This window comes from Pirellulimonas nuda, assembly GCF_007750855.1.
GTDB classification, from domain to species: domain Bacteria; phylum Planctomycetota; class Planctomycetia; order Pirellulales; family Lacipirellulaceae; genus Pirellulimonas; species Pirellulimonas nuda.
This window is the reverse complement of the sequence record NZ_CP036291.1, coordinates 1,248,990-1,268,757: the sequence shown is the minus strand read 5'-3', so window position 1 is coordinate 1,268,757 and position 19,768 is coordinate 1,248,990. Positions and strand designations below refer to the sequence as shown.

15 protein-coding genes are annotated in these 19,768 nt (G+C 67.4%); 9 read left to right on the top strand and 6 right to left on the bottom strand.

Annotation, left to right across the window (positions count from 1 at the left end; translation table 11 throughout):
* Positions 1-20: 20 nt before the first annotated feature.
* Positions 21-1,073, top strand: a complete 1,053-nt coding sequence (locus Pla175_RS05400; protein WP_145281862.1) for an SMP-30/gluconolactonase/LRE family protein — start codon at positions 21-23, stop codon at positions 1,071-1,073.
* A gap of 99 nt (positions 1,074-1,172) precedes the next feature.
* Here Pla175_RS05400 and argF read toward each other — a convergent pair whose 3' ends face one another.
* The 3 genes from argF to argB all read right to left on the bottom strand — a co-directional run bounded on the left by argF (position 1,173) and on the right by argB (position 4,560).
* Entirely contained in the window at positions 1,173-2,075 is a 903-nt protein-coding gene (gene argF / locus Pla175_RS05395; RefSeq protein WP_145281860.1) for an ornithine carbamoyltransferase, read from the bottom strand.
* Between the two features lie 199 nt (positions 2,076-2,274).
* Positions 2,275-3,462, bottom strand: coding sequence for an aspartate aminotransferase family protein (locus tag Pla175_RS05390; RefSeq protein WP_231954201.1), 1,188 nt, complete (start codon positions 3,460-3,462; stop codon positions 2,275-2,277).
* Between the two features lie 231 nt (positions 3,463-3,693).
* Positions 3,694-4,560 carry an acetylglutamate kinase gene (gene argB, locus Pla175_RS05385; protein WP_391527863.1) on the bottom strand — a complete coding sequence of 289 codons (867 nt, stop codon included), beginning with the start codon at positions 4,558-4,560 and terminating at the stop codon, positions 3,694-3,696.
* Positions 4,561-4,891: 331 nt separating this feature from the next.
* Here argB and Pla175_RS05380 point away from each other — a divergent pair, with 331 nt between their 5' ends.
* From Pla175_RS05380 to Pla175_RS05365, 4 genes are all read left to right on the top strand, one after another.
* Positions 4,892-5,674, top strand: coding sequence for a sugar phosphate nucleotidyltransferase (locus Pla175_RS05380; protein WP_145281853.1), 783 nt, complete (start codon positions 4,892-4,894; stop codon positions 5,672-5,674).
* Between the two features lie 86 nt (positions 5,675-5,760).
* Positions 5,761-6,705 (top strand): ribose-phosphate diphosphokinase, encoded by a 945-nt coding sequence (locus Pla175_RS05375; RefSeq protein ID WP_145281851.1) that lies wholly within the window; start codon positions 5,761-5,763, stop codon positions 6,703-6,705.
* A 186-nt stretch (positions 6,706-6,891) separates the two neighbouring features.
* Complete coding sequence (locus tag Pla175_RS05370; RefSeq protein ID WP_145281849.1) at positions 6,892-8,694, top strand: ArnT family glycosyltransferase; 1,803 nt, start codon at positions 6,892-6,894, stop codon at positions 8,692-8,694.
* A 103-nt stretch (positions 8,695-8,797) separates the two neighbouring features.
* Complete coding sequence (locus Pla175_RS05365) at positions 8,798-9,766, top strand: glycosyltransferase family 2 protein (protein ID WP_145281847.1); 969 nt, start codon at positions 8,798-8,800, stop codon at positions 9,764-9,766.
* Between the two features lie 171 nt (positions 9,767-9,937).
* Here the strand turns inward: Pla175_RS05365 and Pla175_RS05360 are convergent, their stop codons facing one another.
* Positions 9,938-11,302, bottom strand: a complete 1,365-nt coding sequence (locus tag Pla175_RS05360) for an ATP-binding protein (protein WP_145281845.1) — start codon at positions 11,300-11,302, stop codon at positions 9,938-9,940.
* A gap of 254 nt (positions 11,303-11,556) precedes the next feature.
* Here Pla175_RS05360 and Pla175_RS05355 point away from each other — a divergent pair, with 254 nt between their 5' ends.
* From Pla175_RS05355 to Pla175_RS05340, 4 genes are all read left to right on the top strand, one after another.
* On the top strand, positions 11,557-12,840 hold the full coding sequence (locus Pla175_RS05355) for a hypothetical protein (protein ID WP_197527281.1): 1,284 nt from the start codon (positions 11,557-11,559) through the stop codon (positions 12,838-12,840).
* A 57-nt stretch (positions 12,841-12,897) separates the two neighbouring features.
* Entirely contained in the window at positions 12,898-14,151 is a 1,254-nt protein-coding gene (locus Pla175_RS05350) for an FtsX-like permease family protein (RefSeq protein ID WP_145281840.1), read from the top strand.
* 23 nt (positions 14,152-14,174) lie between these two features.
* Complete coding sequence (devC, locus tag Pla175_RS05345; RefSeq protein ID WP_145281838.1) at positions 14,175-15,356, top strand: ABC transporter permease DevC; 1,182 nt, start codon at positions 14,175-14,177, stop codon at positions 15,354-15,356.
* 151 nt (positions 15,357-15,507) lie between these two features.
* Complete coding sequence (locus Pla175_RS05340) at positions 15,508-16,632, top strand: ATP-binding cassette domain-containing protein (protein WP_145281836.1); 1,125 nt, start codon at positions 15,508-15,510, stop codon at positions 16,630-16,632.
* A gap of 197 nt (positions 16,633-16,829) precedes the next feature.
* Here the strand turns inward: Pla175_RS05340 and Pla175_RS05335 are convergent, their stop codons facing one another.
* Entirely contained in the window at positions 16,830-17,867 is a 1,038-nt protein-coding gene (locus tag Pla175_RS05335; RefSeq protein ID WP_145281834.1) for a DUF1559 domain-containing protein, read from the bottom strand.
* Positions 17,868-18,140: 273 nt separating this feature from the next.
* Positions 18,141-19,760, bottom strand: coding sequence for a phosphoglycerate dehydrogenase (serA, locus tag Pla175_RS05330; protein WP_145281832.1), 1,620 nt, complete (start codon positions 19,758-19,760; stop codon positions 18,141-18,143).
* Positions 19,761-19,768: the final 8 nt, after the last annotated feature.

Sequence of the window (19,768 nt, the reverse complement as noted above, 5' to 3'; positions counted from 1 at the left end):
CCTCATTTCTAGGACCTCCGATGAAACTCCTTGCGGTCATCACCTCGCTTGCGCTGCTCGCGCCCGCCCTCGCCCAAGACGCCGCCCCCTACGCGCCGCGCACCGTCGCCGATCGCACCACCGGAGAGATCGAGCGTCTCGACCCGCGGCTCGACGCGTTGGTCGACCCGAACTCGCCCATCGAGGTGCTCGCCGAGGGGCTCGACTGGAGCGAGGGCCCGGTGTGGCTCACGGAGCCCGGCTACGTGGTGTTCTCTGACGTGCCGCGGAACACCGTTTACAAGTGGACGCAGGAAGAGGGCCTCACGACTTGGCTCACCCCCTCGGGCTACACGGGCGATGTCCCACGCGGCGGCGAGACCGGCTCGAACGGGCTGGCCCTCGACGCTCGGGGCCGTCTCGTGCTGTGCCAACACGGCGACCGACGCGTCGCACGTCTGCTGACCCCATTCCCCTCCGCCGGCCCGGTCGCCGATCCCAAGTTCAAGACCATCACGAATAACTACGACGGGAAGCGATTCAACAGCCCCAACGACCTGGCTATCCATTCCTCGGGCGCCATCTACTTCACCGACCCCCCCTACGGCATGGTGGGGAAGTGGGACGACCCGGCCAAAGAAATCGACTTCCAGGGGGTCTACCGCGTGACGCCCGACGGCAAGTCGAACGTGGAAGATCAATCGCTCAACGCACCCAACGGGGTGGCGCTGTCTCCAGACGAGCAGACGCTGTACGTAGCGCAGTCGGACCCCAAGAAGCCGCACGTCTTTGCCTACGACGTCGGGTCCGATGGCTCGCTCTCGAACCGGCGTGTGCTGTTTGACGCGTTGGAGCTCTCCAAGACGCGGCCCGGGATGCCGGACGGCCTCAAGCTCGACACGCAGGGCAACCTGTTCGTGACGGGCCCGGGGGGCGTGCTGGTGCTGACCCCCGAGGGGGACCACCTCGGCACGATCCGCACCGGCGGGCTGATCGCCAACTGCGCCTTTGGCGACGATGGCCGCACGCTCTACATGACCAGCGACGACCTGTTCTGCCGCGTGCGGCTGAAGACCAAGGGCAGCGGGTTCTGAGGGAGACGATAGAGGTTAAATGATAGATGTTGGGGAGAAAGGAGTGGCGTCGCGCAGCGTCCCCTAGCATCGAACCTCTATCATCGATCATCTCAGCGACTACGCCTTCGACCCCAACAGCCACACCAGCACCCCTTTCTGGGCGTGCATGCGGTTGGCGGCCTGCTGCACCACAAGGCTGTACGGCGCGTCCATCACTTCGTCCGTCACCTCCTCACCGCGGCGGGCCGGCAGGCAGTGGAGGAAGATCGCTTCGGGGTCGGCGCTGGCCATCAGCCGGCTGTTGACCTGGAAGTCGGCAAAATCTTTCTGACGCTGCTCACGCTCGGCTTCCTGGCCCATGCTGGCCCACACGTCGGTGTACACGGCGTGGGCGCCGGCGGCGGCTTCATGTGGGTCGTTCGTCGCGGTGAACTTGACCCCCTTCATCTCCTCGCCAGAAACATCCAGTTCGTACCCCTTGGGCGTGGCGACCGCCAACTCCACGCCGGCCCGACCGCACGCGGCCGCCAGGCTGCGGGCCACGTTGTTGCCGTCCCCCACCCAGGCCAGCTTGAGCCCCTTGAGCGAGCCGAACCGCTCGCGCACCGTCAGCAGGTCGGCCAGCGCCTGGCAGGGGTGCGACGTGTCGGTCAGGCCGTTGATGACGCTGCACGTGGAGTGGCGTGCGACCTCGACTACTGTGGCGTGGCTCTTGGCGCGGACCACGATCACGTCGACCATCCCGCTGAGCACCCGCGTAAAGTCCGCGATGCTCTCGCGTTTGCCGAAGCCGGCGTCGTCCCCCAGCATCAGGCTCCCGCCCCCCAGGTGGGTCATGCCCGCCTCGAAGCTCACCCGGGTGCGGAGCGACTGCTTCTCAAACAACAGCGCCATCACCCGCCCGGGCAGCAGCGCCTCGCGCTGGCCCTGAGCAAACTTGGTCTTCAGGTCTTCGGCGATCGCGAAGACCGCCTCGATATCGCCGGCGGACAGGTCGGCGACGGTGAGCAGGTGACGCATGGCTTTCTCGGTCGTCGAATTAGTTAACCACTGAGTCACTGAGAACACAGAGCATCGCAAAGACAAGAACCTCTCGCAGAGGCGCGGAGACGCAGAGGACAGGTGCTGATTCTTTCAGTTCTCTGCGTCTCTGCGCCTCTGCGAGAGAGTTCTGGGTGTCTTCTTCTCTGTTTCTTCTGTGGCTCCGTGGTTGGTTTTTCTAGCTGGGTGTGTGATTGCGGAGCGCGTCGATCAAGATGTCGCAGCCGGCGTGCAGTTCTTCGTCGGTGAGCGTCAGCGGCGGCAGCAGGCGGATCACGGTGTTCTGAGTGCAGTTGATGAGCAGGCCGCGCTCCATGCAGGCCTGCACGATCGGCGCGCCGGGGGTGAGCAGCTCGAGGCCGATCATCACGCCGCAGGCGCGAAACTCGGCGGCGATGGGGAGCTCTTCGACCTGGGGTTCGAGCCGCTCGCGGAACAGCGTCTCTAGCTCACCGGCCCGCTGCAGCAGCCCGACCTCTTCGATCGTCTCGATCGTGGCGATCCCGGCTGCCGCGGCCAGAGGGTTGCCGCCGAAGGTCGCGGCGTGCATGCCGGGCCGCAGGCTGGGGGCGAGTTCCGACTTGACCAGCATCGCGCCGCCGGCCACGCCGCCGCACAGGCTCTTGGCCAGGGTCATCACGTCGGGCGTGACGCCGAAGTGCTGGAAGGCGAACCAGTGCCCCGTGCGGCCGCAGCCCGCCTGCACTTCGTCAAACGCCAGCACCAGGCCGTGCCGGTCCGCTAGGTCGCGGAGGCCTTGCAAGAACCCCTCGGGGGCGAGGCGGACGCCCCCCTCGCCCTGGATGGGCTCTACCAGGAAGCCGGCCGTGTGGTCGTCGATGAGCGCCTCGACCGCCGCCAGGTCGCCGAACGGGGCGTACTCGAAGCCGGCAACCAGCGGGCCGATCCCCTCGTGGTACTTGGGCTGCGCCGTTGCCGTAACGGCGCCCATCGTCCGGCCGTGGAAGCCGCCTGTGAAGGTGATGATCTTGTAGCGCGACTCAGGGGTGTGCAGCCGGATGAGCTTGATGGCCGCCTCGTTGGCCTCCGCGCCGGAGTTGCAGAAGAACGCCTTGGCGCCCGGGAAGGCCCGCTCGCTCAGCAGCTTGGCCCACCGCCCTTGCACCTCGGTGTGCCAGGTATTGGGGACGTGGATCAGCGTGGCGACCTGCTTCTGCACGGCTTCGACCACGCGCGGCGGGCAGTGCCCCAGCAGGTTGCAGCCCCAGCCGGGGAAAAAGTCGAGGTACTTCTGCCCCTGGTCGTCCCACACCCAGGAACCCTCGCCCCGCTCCAGCGACACCGGGTACCGCGTGTAGTTCGGCACGACATAGTCGGCGAACAACGCGGCGGTAGCTGGGCTCATCGAAGACTGTACGGCGGTCGTCATAGCTCGATCCGAAATTGGTTAAACCGCCAAGACGCCAAGAGCGCCAAGGACGCGCCACGAAGGATGGGAAGAAAGCACCGAGTTTCGCGACGCTTTCCCCGTCCTGACAATTCTCAAACCATCAAACCTTTTGTCTTGCAGATCCGATCACTTTCTTTCGTCTTGGCGCGTCCTTGGCGCTCTTGGCGTCTTGGCGGTTCCCTGCCGTCAGACCGGGTCGCTGACGATCTCCGTCCCCACGCCGCAGTTGGTGTAAATCTCCAAGAGCAGCGAGTGACGCAACCGGCCGTCGATGATGTGGACCTTGCGGACCCCCTTGTCCAGCGTCTCGAGGCAGGCCTCGACCTTGGGGATCATGCCGGCCTCGATCGCGCCGCTGGCGATCAGCCGGCGGGCCTCGGCGCCGTCGAGCGAGTGGATCAGCGAGTCGGGGTCGTTCTTGTCGCGGCGGACGCCGTTGATGTCGCTCAGGAACACCAGTTTCTCGGCGCCCATCGCCTGGGCGACCGCCATTGCAGCGGTGTCTGCGTTCACGTTCAGCTTGCCGCCCGCGCCAGGCTTGCCGTCGTCCACGACGCACATCGACGGGATCACCGGCACCTGGCCCGCGTAGCAGAGGTTGTCTAGCACGTCGCGGTCGACGCGGGTGACGTGCCCCACGGCGCCCAGGTCCACCGGCTCGCCGTCGTCGCCGGTGAGCGTGATCGGCTCGCCGTACAGGATGTTGTTGTCGGTCTCGCCGGCGAAGTTCAGCGGCATCGCCCGGCCGCCGAACTCCTCGATGCGGGCCGCGATCGACTCGTTGATCTCGCCGGCCAGCACCTTCTCAACGATCTTGAGCGTCGCGGGGTCGGTGTACCGGCGCCCCTGCACGAAGCGGGCCTCGAGCCCCGCGGCCGCCATGGCGCGGCTGATCGCGGCCCCGCCGCCGTGCACCACCACCGGCCGCATGCCCACGGTTTCCATAAAGACGATGTCGACCAGCAGGTGCCGCAGCGCGTCGTCGTCTTCCATGACGCTGCCGCCGAGCTTGATCACCGTCACCTTGTCGCGGAACTGGCGGATCCAGCCCATCGCCTCGATGAGGACATCGGCCTTTTGGATCGCCTCGATCAACGCACTTCTCCGGACCGTGAGTAAGCTTGAAAACGCGAATCTTGTAGGATATCTGACGGGTCGCTTGGTCGTCTACCGGGCGCCAAACCATGTTTCACACGCCTCGGCGGGGGATAATTGCACCGCGGCGGCCCCCCGGGGTCCGCGACAAACCTGCGTCCATCCGCCAGCGCTCGGGGAGCAAGCCCCGCCCGCTCAGGCGGGGCGTGATTGGGGCCACTTTCCCGGGCCGCGCCGTCTTGCGATGATGCTCTCCCGCCAGCCCACTCGAACCCGCGTGTTTCTCTGCATGTCTGCCCCCCTCGCTATCGTCCTCGCCGCCGGCAAGGGGACGCGGATGAAGTCCGAACTCCCCAAGGTGCTCACCCCCGCCCGCGGACGCCCCCTGGTGCAGTACGTGGTAGACGCGTTGCGTGAGGCGGGGGTTCGCCAGATTGTGGCCGTGGTGGGCTACCGGTCGGAACTGGTCGAGCAGGCGCTCGCCGGCCAGTCTGACATCGCCTTCGCCCAACAGACCGAGCAGCTGGGCACGGGCCACGCCGTGATGCAGTGCCGGTCGCAGCTTGCGGGCTGGGACGGGCCGGTGGTGGTGGTGACGGGCGATTCGCCCATGCTGCGGCCCGCGAGCGTCAAGAAGCTGCTCGCCCGATTCGACGCCCCGGCCGACCAACGCCCGGCGTGCGTCATCGGCACCGCCCACCGTGAAGACCCCACCGGGCTGGGCCGCATCGTACGCGACGCCAGCGGCCAGTTCCAAGCCATCGTCGAGCAACGCGACGCCACGCCCGAGCAGCAACGCGTTACGGAGGTGAACATGAGCACCTACGTGTTCGACGCACCGGCGTTGCTCTCTGCGCTCGACCGGCTCACCACCGCCAACGCCCAAGCCGAGTACTACGTGACCGACGGCCCCGGCATCCTGCTCGGCCAGGGCCGGCGCGTCGAAGCGCTCCCCGTACTGGAAGCGTGCGAGTCGTTGAGCGTGAACACACCGGAGGATCTGGCCAAGGTTGAAGAAGAGATGAAGCGCCTCGGAATGGGCAAATCGTCACCACCGCACTCCGGGCGCTGACGCTTCCGGCTCAATACTTTCTCCAATATCGTTGGGCTTCCCCAGCCCCCAGCCCCCAGCCCCCAGTCCCGGGGGCGAAGCCCCCCATGCACGACCTCAAGCTATTCAGCGGCAACGCCAACCGCGTGCTCGGCAAATCGATCGCCGACTACCTCGGCGTGCCGTTGGGCAAGATCTCGCTGGGGCGGTTCCCGGACGGAGAGATTAGTTGCAAGATCGACGAAGACGTCCGCGGCCGCGACGTCTTCTTGATCCAGCCCACCAGCCCCCCGGTGAACGAGAGCCTGATGGAGCTGCTGGTGATGATCGATAGCTGCCTGCGCGCCAGCGCAGAGCGGATCACCACGGTAATCCCCTACTTCGGCTACGCCCGCCAGGACCGCAAGGATGAGGGGCGCGTCCCCATCACCGCCAAGCTGGTGGCGAACCTGATCACCCGCGCCGGCGCCGACCGCGTGCTGACGATGGACCTGCACGCCCCGCAGATCCAGGGGTTCTTCGACGTTCCCGTAGACCACCTCTACGCCGCGCCGGTGCTGAACGAGCACTTCTTGACCTCCGGCATCGATCTGGACGAGGTGGTGATCGTCAGCCCCGACGAGGGGAGCATCAAGCGCGCCTTGGGGCACGCCAAGCGGCTCGGGGGCAAGGTAGCGATCATCGACAAGCGGCGCCTGGGCCCCGACACCACCGTGCAGGCGAACATCCTCGGCGGCCCCATCGAGGGGAAGGTCGCCCTGATGTTTGACGACATGATCAGCACCGCCGGCTCCATCCTGGGCGCGGCCCGGGTGCTGCACGAGCACAACGTGAAAGAAATCCACGTCGCGGTGACCCACCCGGTGCTGTGCGGCCCGGCCGTCGAGCGGCTCCGCGAGGCAGAGCTAGCGAGCCTGGTGTGCACCGACTCGATCCCGCTGCAGCCCGACCACATCCTGCCCCACTTCCGCATCTTGCCCGTAGCGCCGTTGTTGGGCGAGGCCATCAAGCGGATCCACCGCAACGAGTCGGTAAGCAAGCTGTTCCGCTAGCGGGCGACCACGCGCCCCTCTACTTAAGAGCGCAAAGCCCCCGATAGCCGACGGGCTACCACCCGCTTGCGCGTTGCTGCTGCGCCCGAGCTATCACGGGGCGCTCTTTCGGCGTTGCCCCGCGCTGCGTGCTCTTCTAGACTCCGCCCCCTCTCGGAGTCCAACCACACCGAAGCAGCGCCAGCGATGCACGCACCCTGTTCCCCAGTTACCGCCCGGTGGCTCCCCTGGGGCGTCGCCCTTGTGGCCGCCGTGGTGTTCTTCACCAACCTCGGCGGGCCCCTGCTGTTCGATGAGGACGAGCCCAAGAACGCCGTGTGCGGGCGCGAGATGCTCGAGCGCGGCGACTGGGTGGTGCCCACCTTTAACGCCCAGCTCCGCGTCGACAAGCCGATCCTTATTTACTGGGTGATGCTGGTCTCCTACTCCTTGTTCGGAGTCAACGAGTTTGCGGCCCGGCTGGGTTCGTCGCTCGCGGGCGTGGGCTCGGTCGTGATGACCTACCACCTCGGCCGCCTGCTGCTCGACCGCTGGGCCGGCGCGCTGGGCGCAACGCTGCTGGCCAGCGGGTTGATGTTCGCCGCGTTGTCGCGCGCGTCGACCCCCGATGCACTGCTGATCTGCTGCACCACCGCGGCCTTCCTGGCGTTCGTTTCGGGGATCAGCCGGCTGCGCGGCGGCAGCTTCTCTGGCGACGGGTCCGCCTTGCTGCGGCTCTCGGAGACGCCGCTGCCGCGCGTCAGTTGGATCGCCATGTACGCCGCCATGGGCATGGCCGTGCTGGCCAAGGGGCCTGTGGGGGTGGTGCTCCCTCTGTTTGTCATCGGGTTGTGGGCGTCGCTGGTCGACATCGACCCCTCAAGCCGCACGCCCGTGGGCCTGTGGCGCGGCGTGCTGCACGGGCTCGGACGCCGGCTGGCGCCCGCGCGGCTGCTGCGGATCCTCCTGTCGCTGCGTGTGCTGCCCGGGGCGCTCATCGTGTTGACGATCGCGCTCCCCTGGTACGTAGCCGTAGGGCTGCGGACCGACGGCGCCTGGCTCGCCGGGTTCCTGGGGGGCCACAACGTCGGCCGGTTCATGCAGCCGATGGAGAACCACCGCGGGCCGGTCATCTACTACCTGGTGGCGATCATGGTCGGGTTCTTCCCCGGCTCGGTCTTCCTGCCCGCCTCGATCACCTCCTCGGTGCTGCGTGTCCGCGGCGCCGACCCGCAGCGTCCGTCGCTCGGCTTCTTGCTCTGCTGGATCGGCGGGTACGTCGGCTTCTTCACGCTCGCGGCGACCAAGCTCCCCAACTACGTCACGCCCTGCTACCCGGCCGTGGCGCTGGTGACCGGGTGCTGGCTGGTGCGGGCCTGCCGGCTGGAGCTGCCGCCGCTCAGGCGGCTTAGGGTCGGGTTCTCTGCGTTCGGGATCGCCGGTCTGGCCGTTGGGGTCGGGCTGATCGTTCTGGCGTCGACGCTGCTCAAGGCCGACCCCTGGATCGGCCTGCCGGCCGTTTCTGCGATGTTCGCCAGCACGGCGGCGCTGGTGATGCTGTACCGGAACAACCGCCCGCGTGCGATGGCCTGCTTCGCCACGGGCTGCGTGCTGTTTACAACCGCGACGGTGAGTTTCTCTGCCTACCGCGCGAGCCCCTACCAAGAGGGCCCGCGGCTGGCCGAGCGGATCGCCGCGTTCGAGGCGGGCGCCCCCGAGCCGACCCGCGTGGCCCTGTGCGGCTACTTCACGCCGAACCTGGTGTTCTACCTCGGCCGGCCGGTCGAGCAGATCGGCGCCGACGCGATCGCCGACTACCTGGCCGGGCCCAGCCCGGGGGTCGTGCTCGTGCCGGGCGACGTGTTTGAACAGATCGAACCCAACCTCCCCGAGGGCGCCACGGTGGTCGCCGAAGAGAAGCGGTTCCTCCGCCGCAACGGGCGCGTCGTGATGCTGAGCAAGTCGCCGGCGATCGTCGCCGCGGCGCAGTCGGAAGCGGTGATTCGCTGAAACGCTCCGTCGGCCCACGCCGACGGTTCGCCACGGATTGAACTAGCGCCTAAAGACTAACGCCTAAAACCTAAACTATTTATACCTAACACCTCTCCCCGCTATGCATGTCTCTGTCGTCGTCCCTATCTACAACGAGATTGAGAATGTCGGCCCGCTGTGCGACGCGGTCTGCGCGGCCATGGACGCCGCCAAGCGTCCCTACGAGGTGGTGCTGGTAGACGACGGATCGACCGACGGCTCGCGTGAGAAGCTGCGCGAGCTGGCCCGCGCGGACCGCCGGCTGAAGGTGGTGGAGCTGCGCCGCAACTACGGCCAGACCGCGGCGATGAGCGCCGGCATCGACCACGCCACGGGCGACGTGATCGTCACCATGGACGGCGACCTGCAGAACGACCCCGCCGACATCGCGATGATGCTCGACAAGATCGACCAGGGCTACAGCCTGGTGCACGGCTGGCGGAAGAACCGGCAAGACCCGTGGCTCAGCCGCAAGCTCCCCTCCAAGCTGGCCAACAAGCTGATCGCCTGGGCGACCAACTTCCAGTGCCACGACCTGGGCTGCACGCTCAAGGCGATGCGTCGCGAGATCGCGGCCGACCTGCGGCTGTACGGCGAGATGCACCGCTTCATCCCGATCATGGCCAACTTCTACGGCGCCCGCTGCACCGAGGTGGTCACCACGCACCACCCACGCCGCGCCGGCGCCAGCAAGTACGGCATCTCGCGCACCTTTGCGGTGCTGCTGGACTTGGTGACCATCGTCTACCTCACCCGCTTCGCGCTGAAGCCGATGCGGCTGTTCGGCACGATCGGCGCCGGCGCGATGCTGGCGGGCGCCGCGGCGGGCCTCGTGGCGATCGGAATGCGGCTCTTTGCAGGATTCGACCTCACCGGCAACCCGCTGCTGTACGCGGCGTTGTTCGGCCAGATGGCGGGCCTGCAGTTCCTGTCGATGGGGATGCTCGCCGAGATGAGCAGCCGCACCTACTACGAAAGCCAAGGCCGCCGGCCCTACGCCGTTGATCGCGTGACCGGCTTCGAGACGCCCGAGCTGCGTGCAGCGGCTTAACGACGACAGATGGCCACGAAAAGGCACAAAAAAGCACAAAGAAAAGAGAGGACCGATAAATAGAGCCCCAATGACTTTACGCAGGCGACCGCTCTGTGCTTACTGATTGGAGGTTGGTCGTTGTGCAATTGCTTCTTTGTGCTTTTTTGTGCCTTTTTGTGGCCATCTTCGTTATTTCTCAAAGTACTTCAGCACGTCGTCGTACAGCCCGCCATCGTTGGCGTAGAGCGCGTAGTTGCGGGCCGATGCGAACCACTCCTGCGTGGTTGGCTTGTGCTGCTTGATCGCGCGCTCGAGGTCGCGGCCCAGGATCGGCTGCGGCGGGGCGCCCGACTGGATCGCCTCGGTCAGCTTCGCCTCGATCGCCAGGTCGAGCACCGCCTTGAGGTCGGCGCCGGAGTACTTGGCGGCCCGCTTGGCGAGCCTGGCGTAGTCGATGTCCCGCGTCGGCTTGCCCGCGCACTGGATGCGGAGGATGTCGGCCCGGGCCGGCTCGTCGGGCGGCGGGACGAACAGCACGCGGTCGAACCGGCCCGGGCGGCGGAACGCCCCGTCGACGTGCCACGGGGCGTTGGTGGCCGCCAGCACCAGAACCCCCTCGTTGCTGTGCTCGGCGCCGTCTAGCTCGGCCAGGAACTGATTGATGAGCTGCCTCGCGGCGCCGCTCTGCATGTCGCTGCGCCGGCCGCCGAGGGCGTCGACCTCGTCGAAGAACAGCACGCACGGGGCGTTGTCGCGGGCGTGCTGAAAGAGTTGGTGCAGCTTGCGCTCGCTCTGCCCCATCCACATGTCCAGCACGTCGTCGATGCCGACCGACACAAAGGAGGCCTTGATCTCGCCGGCGGTGGCGCGGGCCAGGTAGGTCTTGCCGCACCCGGGGGGGCCGTACATCAAGATGCCGCCTCCTACCTTCTTGCCGTACGCCTCGTAGACCTCCGGGTGCTCCATCGGGTAGATGATCTTGACGCGGATCTCTTGCTTGAGGGCCTCCATCCCGCCGACGTCGGCGAAGCCGATCTTGGGGCGTTCGATCTCGATCCCCAGCTCGTCGTCGTCGAAGGCGCCATCGCCGCGGCGGACGCGGCCCTCGCTCACGTCGTCGTCGAACAGGTCGTCAAACCCCTCCTCGGGCCGCACGCCCAGCCGCGCGGCGAGCTCTTCGTCCGCGCTCTCGGGGTCGATCTCGAGCGCCTGCTTGTAGCGGGCGACCGCATCCTCGATCCGCCCTTCGCGGACGCAGAGCCGCGCGTACAGCACGCACGCCGCGGCGGGGGGGTCGCGGCGGTCGACCATCGACTCAAGCACCACCGCCGCCTCGCTGAACCGCTCCTGCTGCAGGTAGGCGTCCGCCAGGCCGACCTTGGTGGCGTCGTCGTCCGGCTTCTGCTCCAGCAGCACCCGGTACTCGGCGACCGCCTCGTCGAACCGCCCCAGCGACATCAGAGTTTCGGCCAGATGGCGGCGGAGCGGGGCGTTCTCTGGCGATACGGCCAGGGCGCTGCGCAGGGCAGCGGTAGGGTCAACCGGGCTGGGCATGGCGACACGCGGTAGGCGGCATGAAGGTTGGAAACCGCAGATCCTACCAAAAACCCTGCGTCGGTTGTCCGGGGCGTACGGGCTGGCTCGGATGCGCGGGCCGGGGCCCCCCGCGAGCCGCCCCCTCCTGCGGGAATTGCTTGACACCCCTAACCTATGCTGCCAATGGTTAAACGGTGTGCATGCGCCGCCACTACGCCCCGCTACGCCCACGACGCCCCGTTTTACCCGCCGCTCAACACGGATTGTTCGCAATGACCGCAGCCCGCCGGCCACGTCTGTGGATCGCCGCAGCGCTGCTCACCCTGTGCGCGGGCTGTGCCCAAGGCACCAACGGCCCGTCCGATGGCGGATCGACCGGGCCCCGGTCGGTGCACGCGTTGGGGAAGCTGCTGCCGGCGGGGGGGGTTGTCGCCGTGAGCGCCCTGCCCGGCGAACGGCTGCTGCGCTACGACCCCGACGTCCAAGAGGGCGAGCCCGCCCCCAGCGATGGGCTGCTGGGCGAGTTTGAGAGCCGGGGGGTGCGGCTTGCGCAGCTCGACGCCCTGAAGCACCGCAGAAAGCTGGCCGTCAACAAGCAGAAGATCGACCTGCGGCTCGCCCAAGCACAGGCAGAGCAGGCCGCCGCCGCCGCCGCTCAGGCCGCCGCCAAACGGGAAGAAGTAGCCGCCCAGGAAAGCCGGCTCGGCTACCTGGACGAGTCGGCCGAGATCGCCGAGGAAGACCTGCGGCGTCTCGAAGACTTGGCCGCTTCCGACCCCGACCTGGTAACGTCGCACCAACTAAAACGCCGGTCGCTGCAGGCGCGGCAGGCCCGTTCCGAAGCAGACACGTCGCGCCGGGTGTGGCAGGCGGGGATGGCCGCGGCCGAGGCCTCTATGAAGGCCGCCCTGGCGAGCCAGAACGCGGCGCAGGTGGCGCTTGCGCAGGCCCAAAGCAACGACGTGCTAGCGGCGCTGGACCAAGAAATCGCGATGGCCGAGCAAGCGGCCCTGCGTTCGCTGTTGTGGGCGCCCGCCGATGGACGAACGGACCGCGAGCTGAAAGACGTGTCCTTGGCGCCCGGCACCCCGCCGGGTGAGCTGACCGTGCTGAAGAAGCGGCTCGAGCCCGGCGAGTTGGTGGGGCAGTTCCCGGTGGTGCAACTGGGCGACCTCAGCCACATGGTGTGCGTGGCCGAGGTGCACGAGGCGGACGTGAAGGGCATCAAGGACGGACGCGGCGCCACGCTCACCAGCCCGGCGTTCGGCCCCACCTTCAAGCGGGGGATCAAGGGCCGCGTTGTCGCGATCAGCCGGATGGTGGGCAACGCCGGGCTGATCCCGCTCGACCCGCTGGCGCCCCTCGACCGGCCGGTGGTCGAGGTGCGGATCGAGATCGACCCGCAGAACCCCGAAGCGATCGCTGAGGCCGCAAAACTCGTCGGCCTGGAGGTGGGGGTCGAGTTCGACCCGGAGCCGCAGGCCCCGCCGGACGCCCCGGGCGGGGCGGCGGGTCCAGACGCGTCGTTGGAACCTTCCTCCGAACCGTCCCCGTAATCGAGCCGAGCGGCGGGCGCCGTGTGAGCTTCCGACCCACCGAACCCGCACCGCGCGATGACCACCCCCCTGGCCTGGAAGAACCTGCTGCACAACCGGCTGCGGACGGTCGTGGGCGTGCTCGGGGTGGGCTTCGCGGTGGTGCTGATCTTCATGCAACTGGGGTTCCGCGGCGCCATCGAGCGGACCGCGACCCAGATCTTCGAGTCGCTGGACTTCGACCTGCTGATCCGCTCGCCCGCCTACATCCGCCTGACCGACCCGCGGTCGGTTCCACGCGGGTGGCTGTACCAGGCCGGCTCGCTGCCGGAGGTGGAGTGGGTCAGGCCGCTGGACATCGGCCTGAGCGAGTGGCAGGCGCCCTACCCTAAAGAGGGGCGCCGTACCGACGCCACGGACGACGACGTCGCCGGGCTCTCACGCGGCATCATCGTGCTGGGGATCAACCCAGAGGACCCGCCGTTCGTACCCAAAGACTACGCCGCCATCAACGACGCCGCGACGGCGCTCACCGACTCGCGCTTCGTGCTGATGGACACCAAGACGAAGCCAGAGTTCGGTCCCCAGAACGGCCGCCGCTTCGGCGAGGAGGACATCGGCGTTGAAACGGTGCTCGGCACCGGGCGGGTGCAGATCGTGGGCCTCTACGAGCTGGGGGCCGGCATGGCCTGCAACGGCTCGTGCATGACCAACCACGACGGGTTCCGCCGCGCCTGCCCGTGGCAGCAAGGGGACCAGGCGAGCTTCGGCCTGGTCAAGCTGGCCGATACCCAGCACGCCGACCCGCAGCGCACCGAGCGGGTGCGCGACGCCATCGCCGGCCTGCTCCCTGTTTCCCGCGTCTCGCGGTCGAGCGACGCTGAACCCGAGCGGGTGGTGCTGACGCGCGAGGAGGTGTTCGAGCAAGAACGCCGCCAGTGGCTCGACGACACCCCCTTCGGCCAGATCCTCACCCTGGGGGTCGTGATCGCCGTGCTGGTGGGAGTGGCGGTGGTCTACCAGGTGCTCTCCAATGACATCGGCAACATGATCAGCGAGTACGCCACGCTCAAGGCCATGGGCTACAGCGACACGTACCTGACCACCATCGTGCTGCAGCAGGCGGTGCTTCTGGCGGTGTTCGGCTTCTTGCCGTCGCTGGCGGTGGCGTTCGGGCTGTACGCGTTGGTGGAGTGGTACGCCGGGATACCGATGAAGATGACCTGGGACATCGCGCTCTTCGTGCTCGTGCTGGCGGTAGGGATCTGCATCGCCTCGGGGATCGCCGCGCTGCGCAAGCTTTATCAAGCCGAACCGGCAGACCTGTTCTAGCCGCCACACCGGCGCCCCAATCCATGAACACCCCACTCGCCTGGAAGAACCTGACGCACGATAAGCCGCGCCTGGTGGTGATCGTGGCGGGCATCGGCTTTGCCGTGCTGCTGATGTTCATGCAGACCGGGTTCGAGAACTCGCTGTTCGACAGCCAGGTGCAGCTTGTCGACGCCCTCAAGGGCGACCTGTTCATTATCAGCCGGGCCCGGTTCGCCCTCGCGGCCGAGAAGCGGTTCCCCCGCGATCTGCTGCTCAGGGCCCAGTCGGTCCCCGGGGTCGAGGCAGCCATGCCGCTCTACACGGAGTACGCGCGGTCGGTGCTCAAGCGGGTAGTGGGCAACCACGGCTCAAAGGGCTACCCCATCCGCACGATCGCCGTCCGGCCGCAGGACGACGTGTTTAAGGACCCCAAGATCACCGCGCGTCTCGCGGAGCTCGACGCCCCCAAGACCGCGCTGATCGACTCCCGCAGCAAGGGCAAGGCCTACCGGCTCGATCTGCACGGGGGAACGGCGCTCGGCGCCCAGCCGGTCGAGCTCGCCTCGCAGAGCCTGCGGATTGTCGACACCTTCAACCTCGGCGTCGACTTTGTGCACGACGGCAACCTGATCATGGCCACCGACCAGTTCGAGCGCTACTTCCCGGCGCGGAACCCCGGGGGCTCGCCCCTGGGGGTGGTCGACATCGGCGTCGTCCGCCTCGTCGACGGCGCCGACCCCCAAAGCCTGCGGGGCACGCTGCAGACGCTGCTGGGGAGCTCCGTCCAGGTGCTGACCAAGGACGACTTCCGCGCCAAAGAGATGAACTACTGGCGCACCAACACCCCCATCGGCCCGGTGTTCCTCGCCGGCAAGCTGCTGGGGTTCATCGTTGGGATGGTCATCTGCTACCAGATCATCCACCAGGACATCAGCGACCACCTGCCGGAGTTCGCCACGCTCAAGGCGATCGGCTACGGCGACAACTACTTCCTGCGGCTAATCGTCGGCGAGGCGCTGCTGCTGTCGGTGTTCGGTTTCCTGCCCGGCATGGCGGTGAGCTACGTGCTGTACGAGGTGCTGCGCGAACGGACCGGCCTGCTGCTGCAGATGTCGCTGACGCAAGGCCTGCTGGTGTACGGCCTGACGCTGGCGATGTGCCTGGGCTCGGGGCTGCTGGCGGTCCGCAAGCTCCGCAGCGCCGACCCAGCAAGTTTGTTCTAAGGAAAACCAAGAAAACAAGACCCAATAGCCGACGGGCTACGCCCCGTCGGCGCGGCTGAGTAACCCACATCGACCGAGCCCCTCCGACGGGGCGTAGCCCGTCGGCTGCTGCCCAGTTCTCAATTCCGACTTTCCACTGCGTGCTTGTTCCATGGTCACAATCCCTTCGGCCCCCGCCGTCTTGCCGATCACCCCCGCCGTTGAGGTCGCCGGTCTGAACCACTACTACGGTTCGGGCGAGCTCCGCAAGCAGGCGCTGTTTGACATCGGGCTGAAGATCCACCGGGGCGAGGTAGTGATCATCACCGGCCCGTCGGGGCACGGCAAAACCACGCTGCTGACGCTGATCGGGTCGCTCCGCACCGTGATGGAGGGGAGCCTGAAGGTGCTGGGCAACGAGCTGCTGGGCGCCGACCGGGCGACGATCGCCCGGATGCGGATGCAGTTCGGCTTTATCTTCCAGGCGCACAACCTGTTCGAGTCGCTCACCGCGTACCAGAACGTGAACATGGCGGCCGAGCTGGTGGGGCTCGACCGTCACGAGGCCGACCAGCGGATCCGCGACCTGCTGGGGCGCCTGGGGCTGGAGCAGCACATCCAGAAGAAGCCCAAGCAGCTATCCGGCGGCCAGAAGCAACGCGTGGCGATCGCCCGCGGGCTCGTGCACCAACCACGCGTCGTGCTGGCCGACGAGCCGACCGCCGCCCTCGACGAAAAATCGGGGCGAGACGTCGTGACGATGTTCCAGCGGCTCGCCCACGAGGACGGCTGCACCGTGCTGATGGTCACGCACGACAACCGCATCCTGGACGTCGCCGACCGGATGGTGAAGATCGTCGACGGCCGGGTCTACTCCAACGTGCTGGTAGACGAGGCGGCCCGCATCTGCGAGTTCCTCCGCGCGATCTCGTTCTTTGCCGACCTGACGCCCCACACCCTCTCAGAGATGGCCGAGATGATGTCGGTCCGCGAGGCGGACGCCGGCGAGACCATCATCCGCCAGGGGGACGCCGGCGACTACTTCTACCTGATCCGTTCGGGCCGCGTGGCGGTCGAGGTGCAGGAGAAAGGGACCACAAGCCGCAAGGCGGAGCTGACCGAGGGGCACTACTTTGGCGAAGCGGCGCTCATCCACGAGCAGCCGCGGAACGCCTCGGTGATCGCGCTCGAACCCAGCGTGCTGTACGCCTTGGACAAAGACGAGTTCCGACGCGTGATCGACCAGAGCGCCACGTTCGACGAAGAAATCCGCCAGGCGCTGTTCAACCGGCGGTAGACCTAGGTAGAGGATTGACGGTTCTTGACCACGGATAGCACTGAGGAGACACGAATAAGAAAGACGCGATTGGACTACGGCGGGTAAGCGAACCCACCGCAAGCGCTCCCTACTTTTCTTACCCGTGCCAATCCGTGTTATCCGTGGTGCTGTTCGTCCGTCTCCTAGCTCTGCGTGGCTAGCGGCACACACGCCGGTTAGTTGTAGTCCGTGTCGCTGACCGTTTCCTCACCGGCGCGGGTCGCCAGCGCCCGCCACACCACTAGGTCGACCCCTTCGGTCACCCCTTTCGCCGAGCCATCGACCATCGCTACGTTCACCGTGCCGCCCGCATGGTAGCTGCGGGCGGTTACCGCGGCGTAGGTGCGGTCCGTGTCGCTGACCCCTTCGCGGCTGCTGACCCAGTCGATGTCGTACTCGGTTCCTGATTGCGGACAAAGGACCTTGGTTCCCGGGGTAAACGCCGCGGTGAAGCCCGTTTGGTGGCTGCGGCCGTCGACCCACTCGGTGTGGCCGCTGTTCTCCTTGAACGAACCAGCGAGGCCGCACACCTCGGCAAGCGTCGGCGGCGTGTCGCTGGTATGAACCGCGTCGCGCTTGTAAGGGGTCCAGCCCTTCACCTCGGCCAGCATCAGCGTCTTGCTGGTCCCGTCGGAGACCTGCCGCAGCTCGGTGGCTCGGCTCGACTGGAAGGCGCCCAGCTCCTGGCGCTGGCCCGTGGGGTCGTACACCATCCACACGCCGCGGTTGACGCCGTAGTTGATCGGGTAGTGCTCCGGTATTCCCGCCGAGCTAAGTCGGACCTCGTCTTTCTCCTCGGTGGGGCAGAGGTAGATCGGCACGCGGTAGGCGCCGATCAAGCCGTCGCCGAACTGCACGTCGTAGTAGTCTCGCTCGTAGTCGATGAGCGACTCGAACTGCGATTCTTCCAGGTAGGGGAGCACCCGCGCCTGCGGCGACCACTTGCTGTTGCGGCCGAACCGACCGGCGGAGTCCGCGACATCGACGCCGAAGGTCACCCGTGCCGGGGGGAGGCTCCCCTGGGCCGACTCGTAGTTCAGCATCGCCAGGGCGATCTGGCGGACGTTGTTCTGGCAACCCGACCGCCGGGCCGCCTCACGGGCGGCCTGCACCGCTGGGAGCAGCAGGGCCACGAGGATCCCGATGATCGCGATGACAACCAAGAGCTCTACGAGCGTAAAACCAGCGCAGAATCGGCGGGAGGGGCGGGGCATGGCGGGACCTGGGTGGGAACTTTGGCGGGACAGTCGCTACTGAGATTCACTCTCAATACCATCGATTCTCAGGGCAACCTGCCAGCCTGTCAACCATCAAAAAGACCGGCAAACCCAGCGGGCCGGGGCGTCCCCGCCCCCGGCGCAGCGGCGCCCCTATTGCGACTTGTTGAGCCTCTTCGAAGGGGCGACCGTGCGCAGCAGCGCCGGGGGCGGGGACGCCCCGGCTCGCCAAGTCGCTTAGTGATTAGCCCAGTTGGCTAACTCAGCCGGCTAACCCAGCCAAGGCGGCAAATGCCCCGCCGCGGGGAGGCTGATCACGGTCGCCGAGCTGATCGCGTCCAGGGCCCGGACCGCTTCGAGCGCCGCCGCCGGGGGCTCGCCGTCGATGTTCAGCACCCCGATCGCGGTGCCGCCGGGGCCCGACCGGCCGACGGCCATCTGGGCGATGTTCACGCCGTGCTCGCCGAATAGCGTGCCGACCTTGCCGATGATGCCCGGCACGTCTTTGTGGGAGAAGAACAGCATGCAGCCGTCGAGGAACGCCTCGAGGCGGTAGTCGTCGATCGACACCAGCCGCGGCATGTTGTGACCGAAGACGGTGCCTGAAACGCGCCGGGTGGGGCCGCCGCCGCCGACCTCGACCGTCATCGAGCTGCGGAAGGCGCCCATGTCGCCGCGGCACTCTTCGACGATGTCGATGCCGCGCTCGCGGAGCATCAGCTCGGCGTTCACTAGGTTGACTTCCTCGGCCATGGCGCCCTCGACCAGCCCCGCGGCAAATGCGGCCGTGAGCACCTTGGTCTCGCGGTCTGCGATCTCGCCCCGGTAGGTCAGCCGGCAGGAGTTGACGCTGCCCGGCTGCAAATTGGCGGCCAGCCGGCCGAGCCGGTAGGCGACGTCCAGGTAGCCGCGTAGCGATTCGAGGGTCTTGGGATCGACCGCCGGCACGTTCACGGCACAGCGGATGGCGCCGGTGTTGAGGTATGCCGAGAGCAGCTCGACCGCCTCAACGGCGACCTGCGTCTGGGCCTCCTCGGTGCTGGCGCCCAAGTGCGGCGTGCAGCAGACCCCTTCCATGCCGAACAGCGGGCTGTCCGTGCAGGGCTCTTCGGGATAAACGTCGAGCGCTACGCCCGCCAGCTTGCCGGACTTGAGCCCAGCGGCCAGCGCCGCCTCGTCGTAGATGCCGCCCCGGGCGGCGTTGATCAGCCGGGCGCCGGGCTTGATTTGCTCGATCTGCGCGTCGCTGATCAGGTTCTTGGTTTCCTCGGTCAGCGGCGTGTGGACCGTGAGGTAGTCGACCCGCGGCAGCATGTCCGCGACGCTCGGCAGCAGCTCGATCCCCAGCTTGCCGGCCTGCTCGGCGGTCATGAAGGGGTCGTAACCCAGCACGTTCATCTCCAGCCCGTGCGCGCGGCTCGCCACGGCCAGGCCGATGCGTCCCAGGCCAACCACGCCCAGCGTCTTGCCGGCGACCTGGGCGCCCATGAACTTCTTGCGGTCCCAGCGTCCCTCCACCAGGCTCTGGTAGGCGGGGGCGATGTTGCGGCTCAGGGCCAGCATCAACGCGATGGCGTGCTCGGCGGTGCTGATGGTGTTGCCGGCGGGGGTGTTCATCACCACGATGCCGGCGCGGGTGGCCGCGTCCTTGTCGATGTTGTCGGTGCCAACGCCGGCGCGGACCACGGCGCGGAGACGGGTGTTCCCTTCCAAGATGTCCGCCGTCAGCTTCACGCCGCTGCGGCAGATCGCCCCGTCAAACTGCCGCAGCGCGTCACGCAGCTCGGCGCCCTTGAGCCCGGTGCGGACCTCGTAGGTGATCCCCGGGGCCGCGTCCAACAGGTCGAGACCCTCTTGGGAAAGGTCGTCCAGCACAATCACCGAAGGCATAGCAGTGG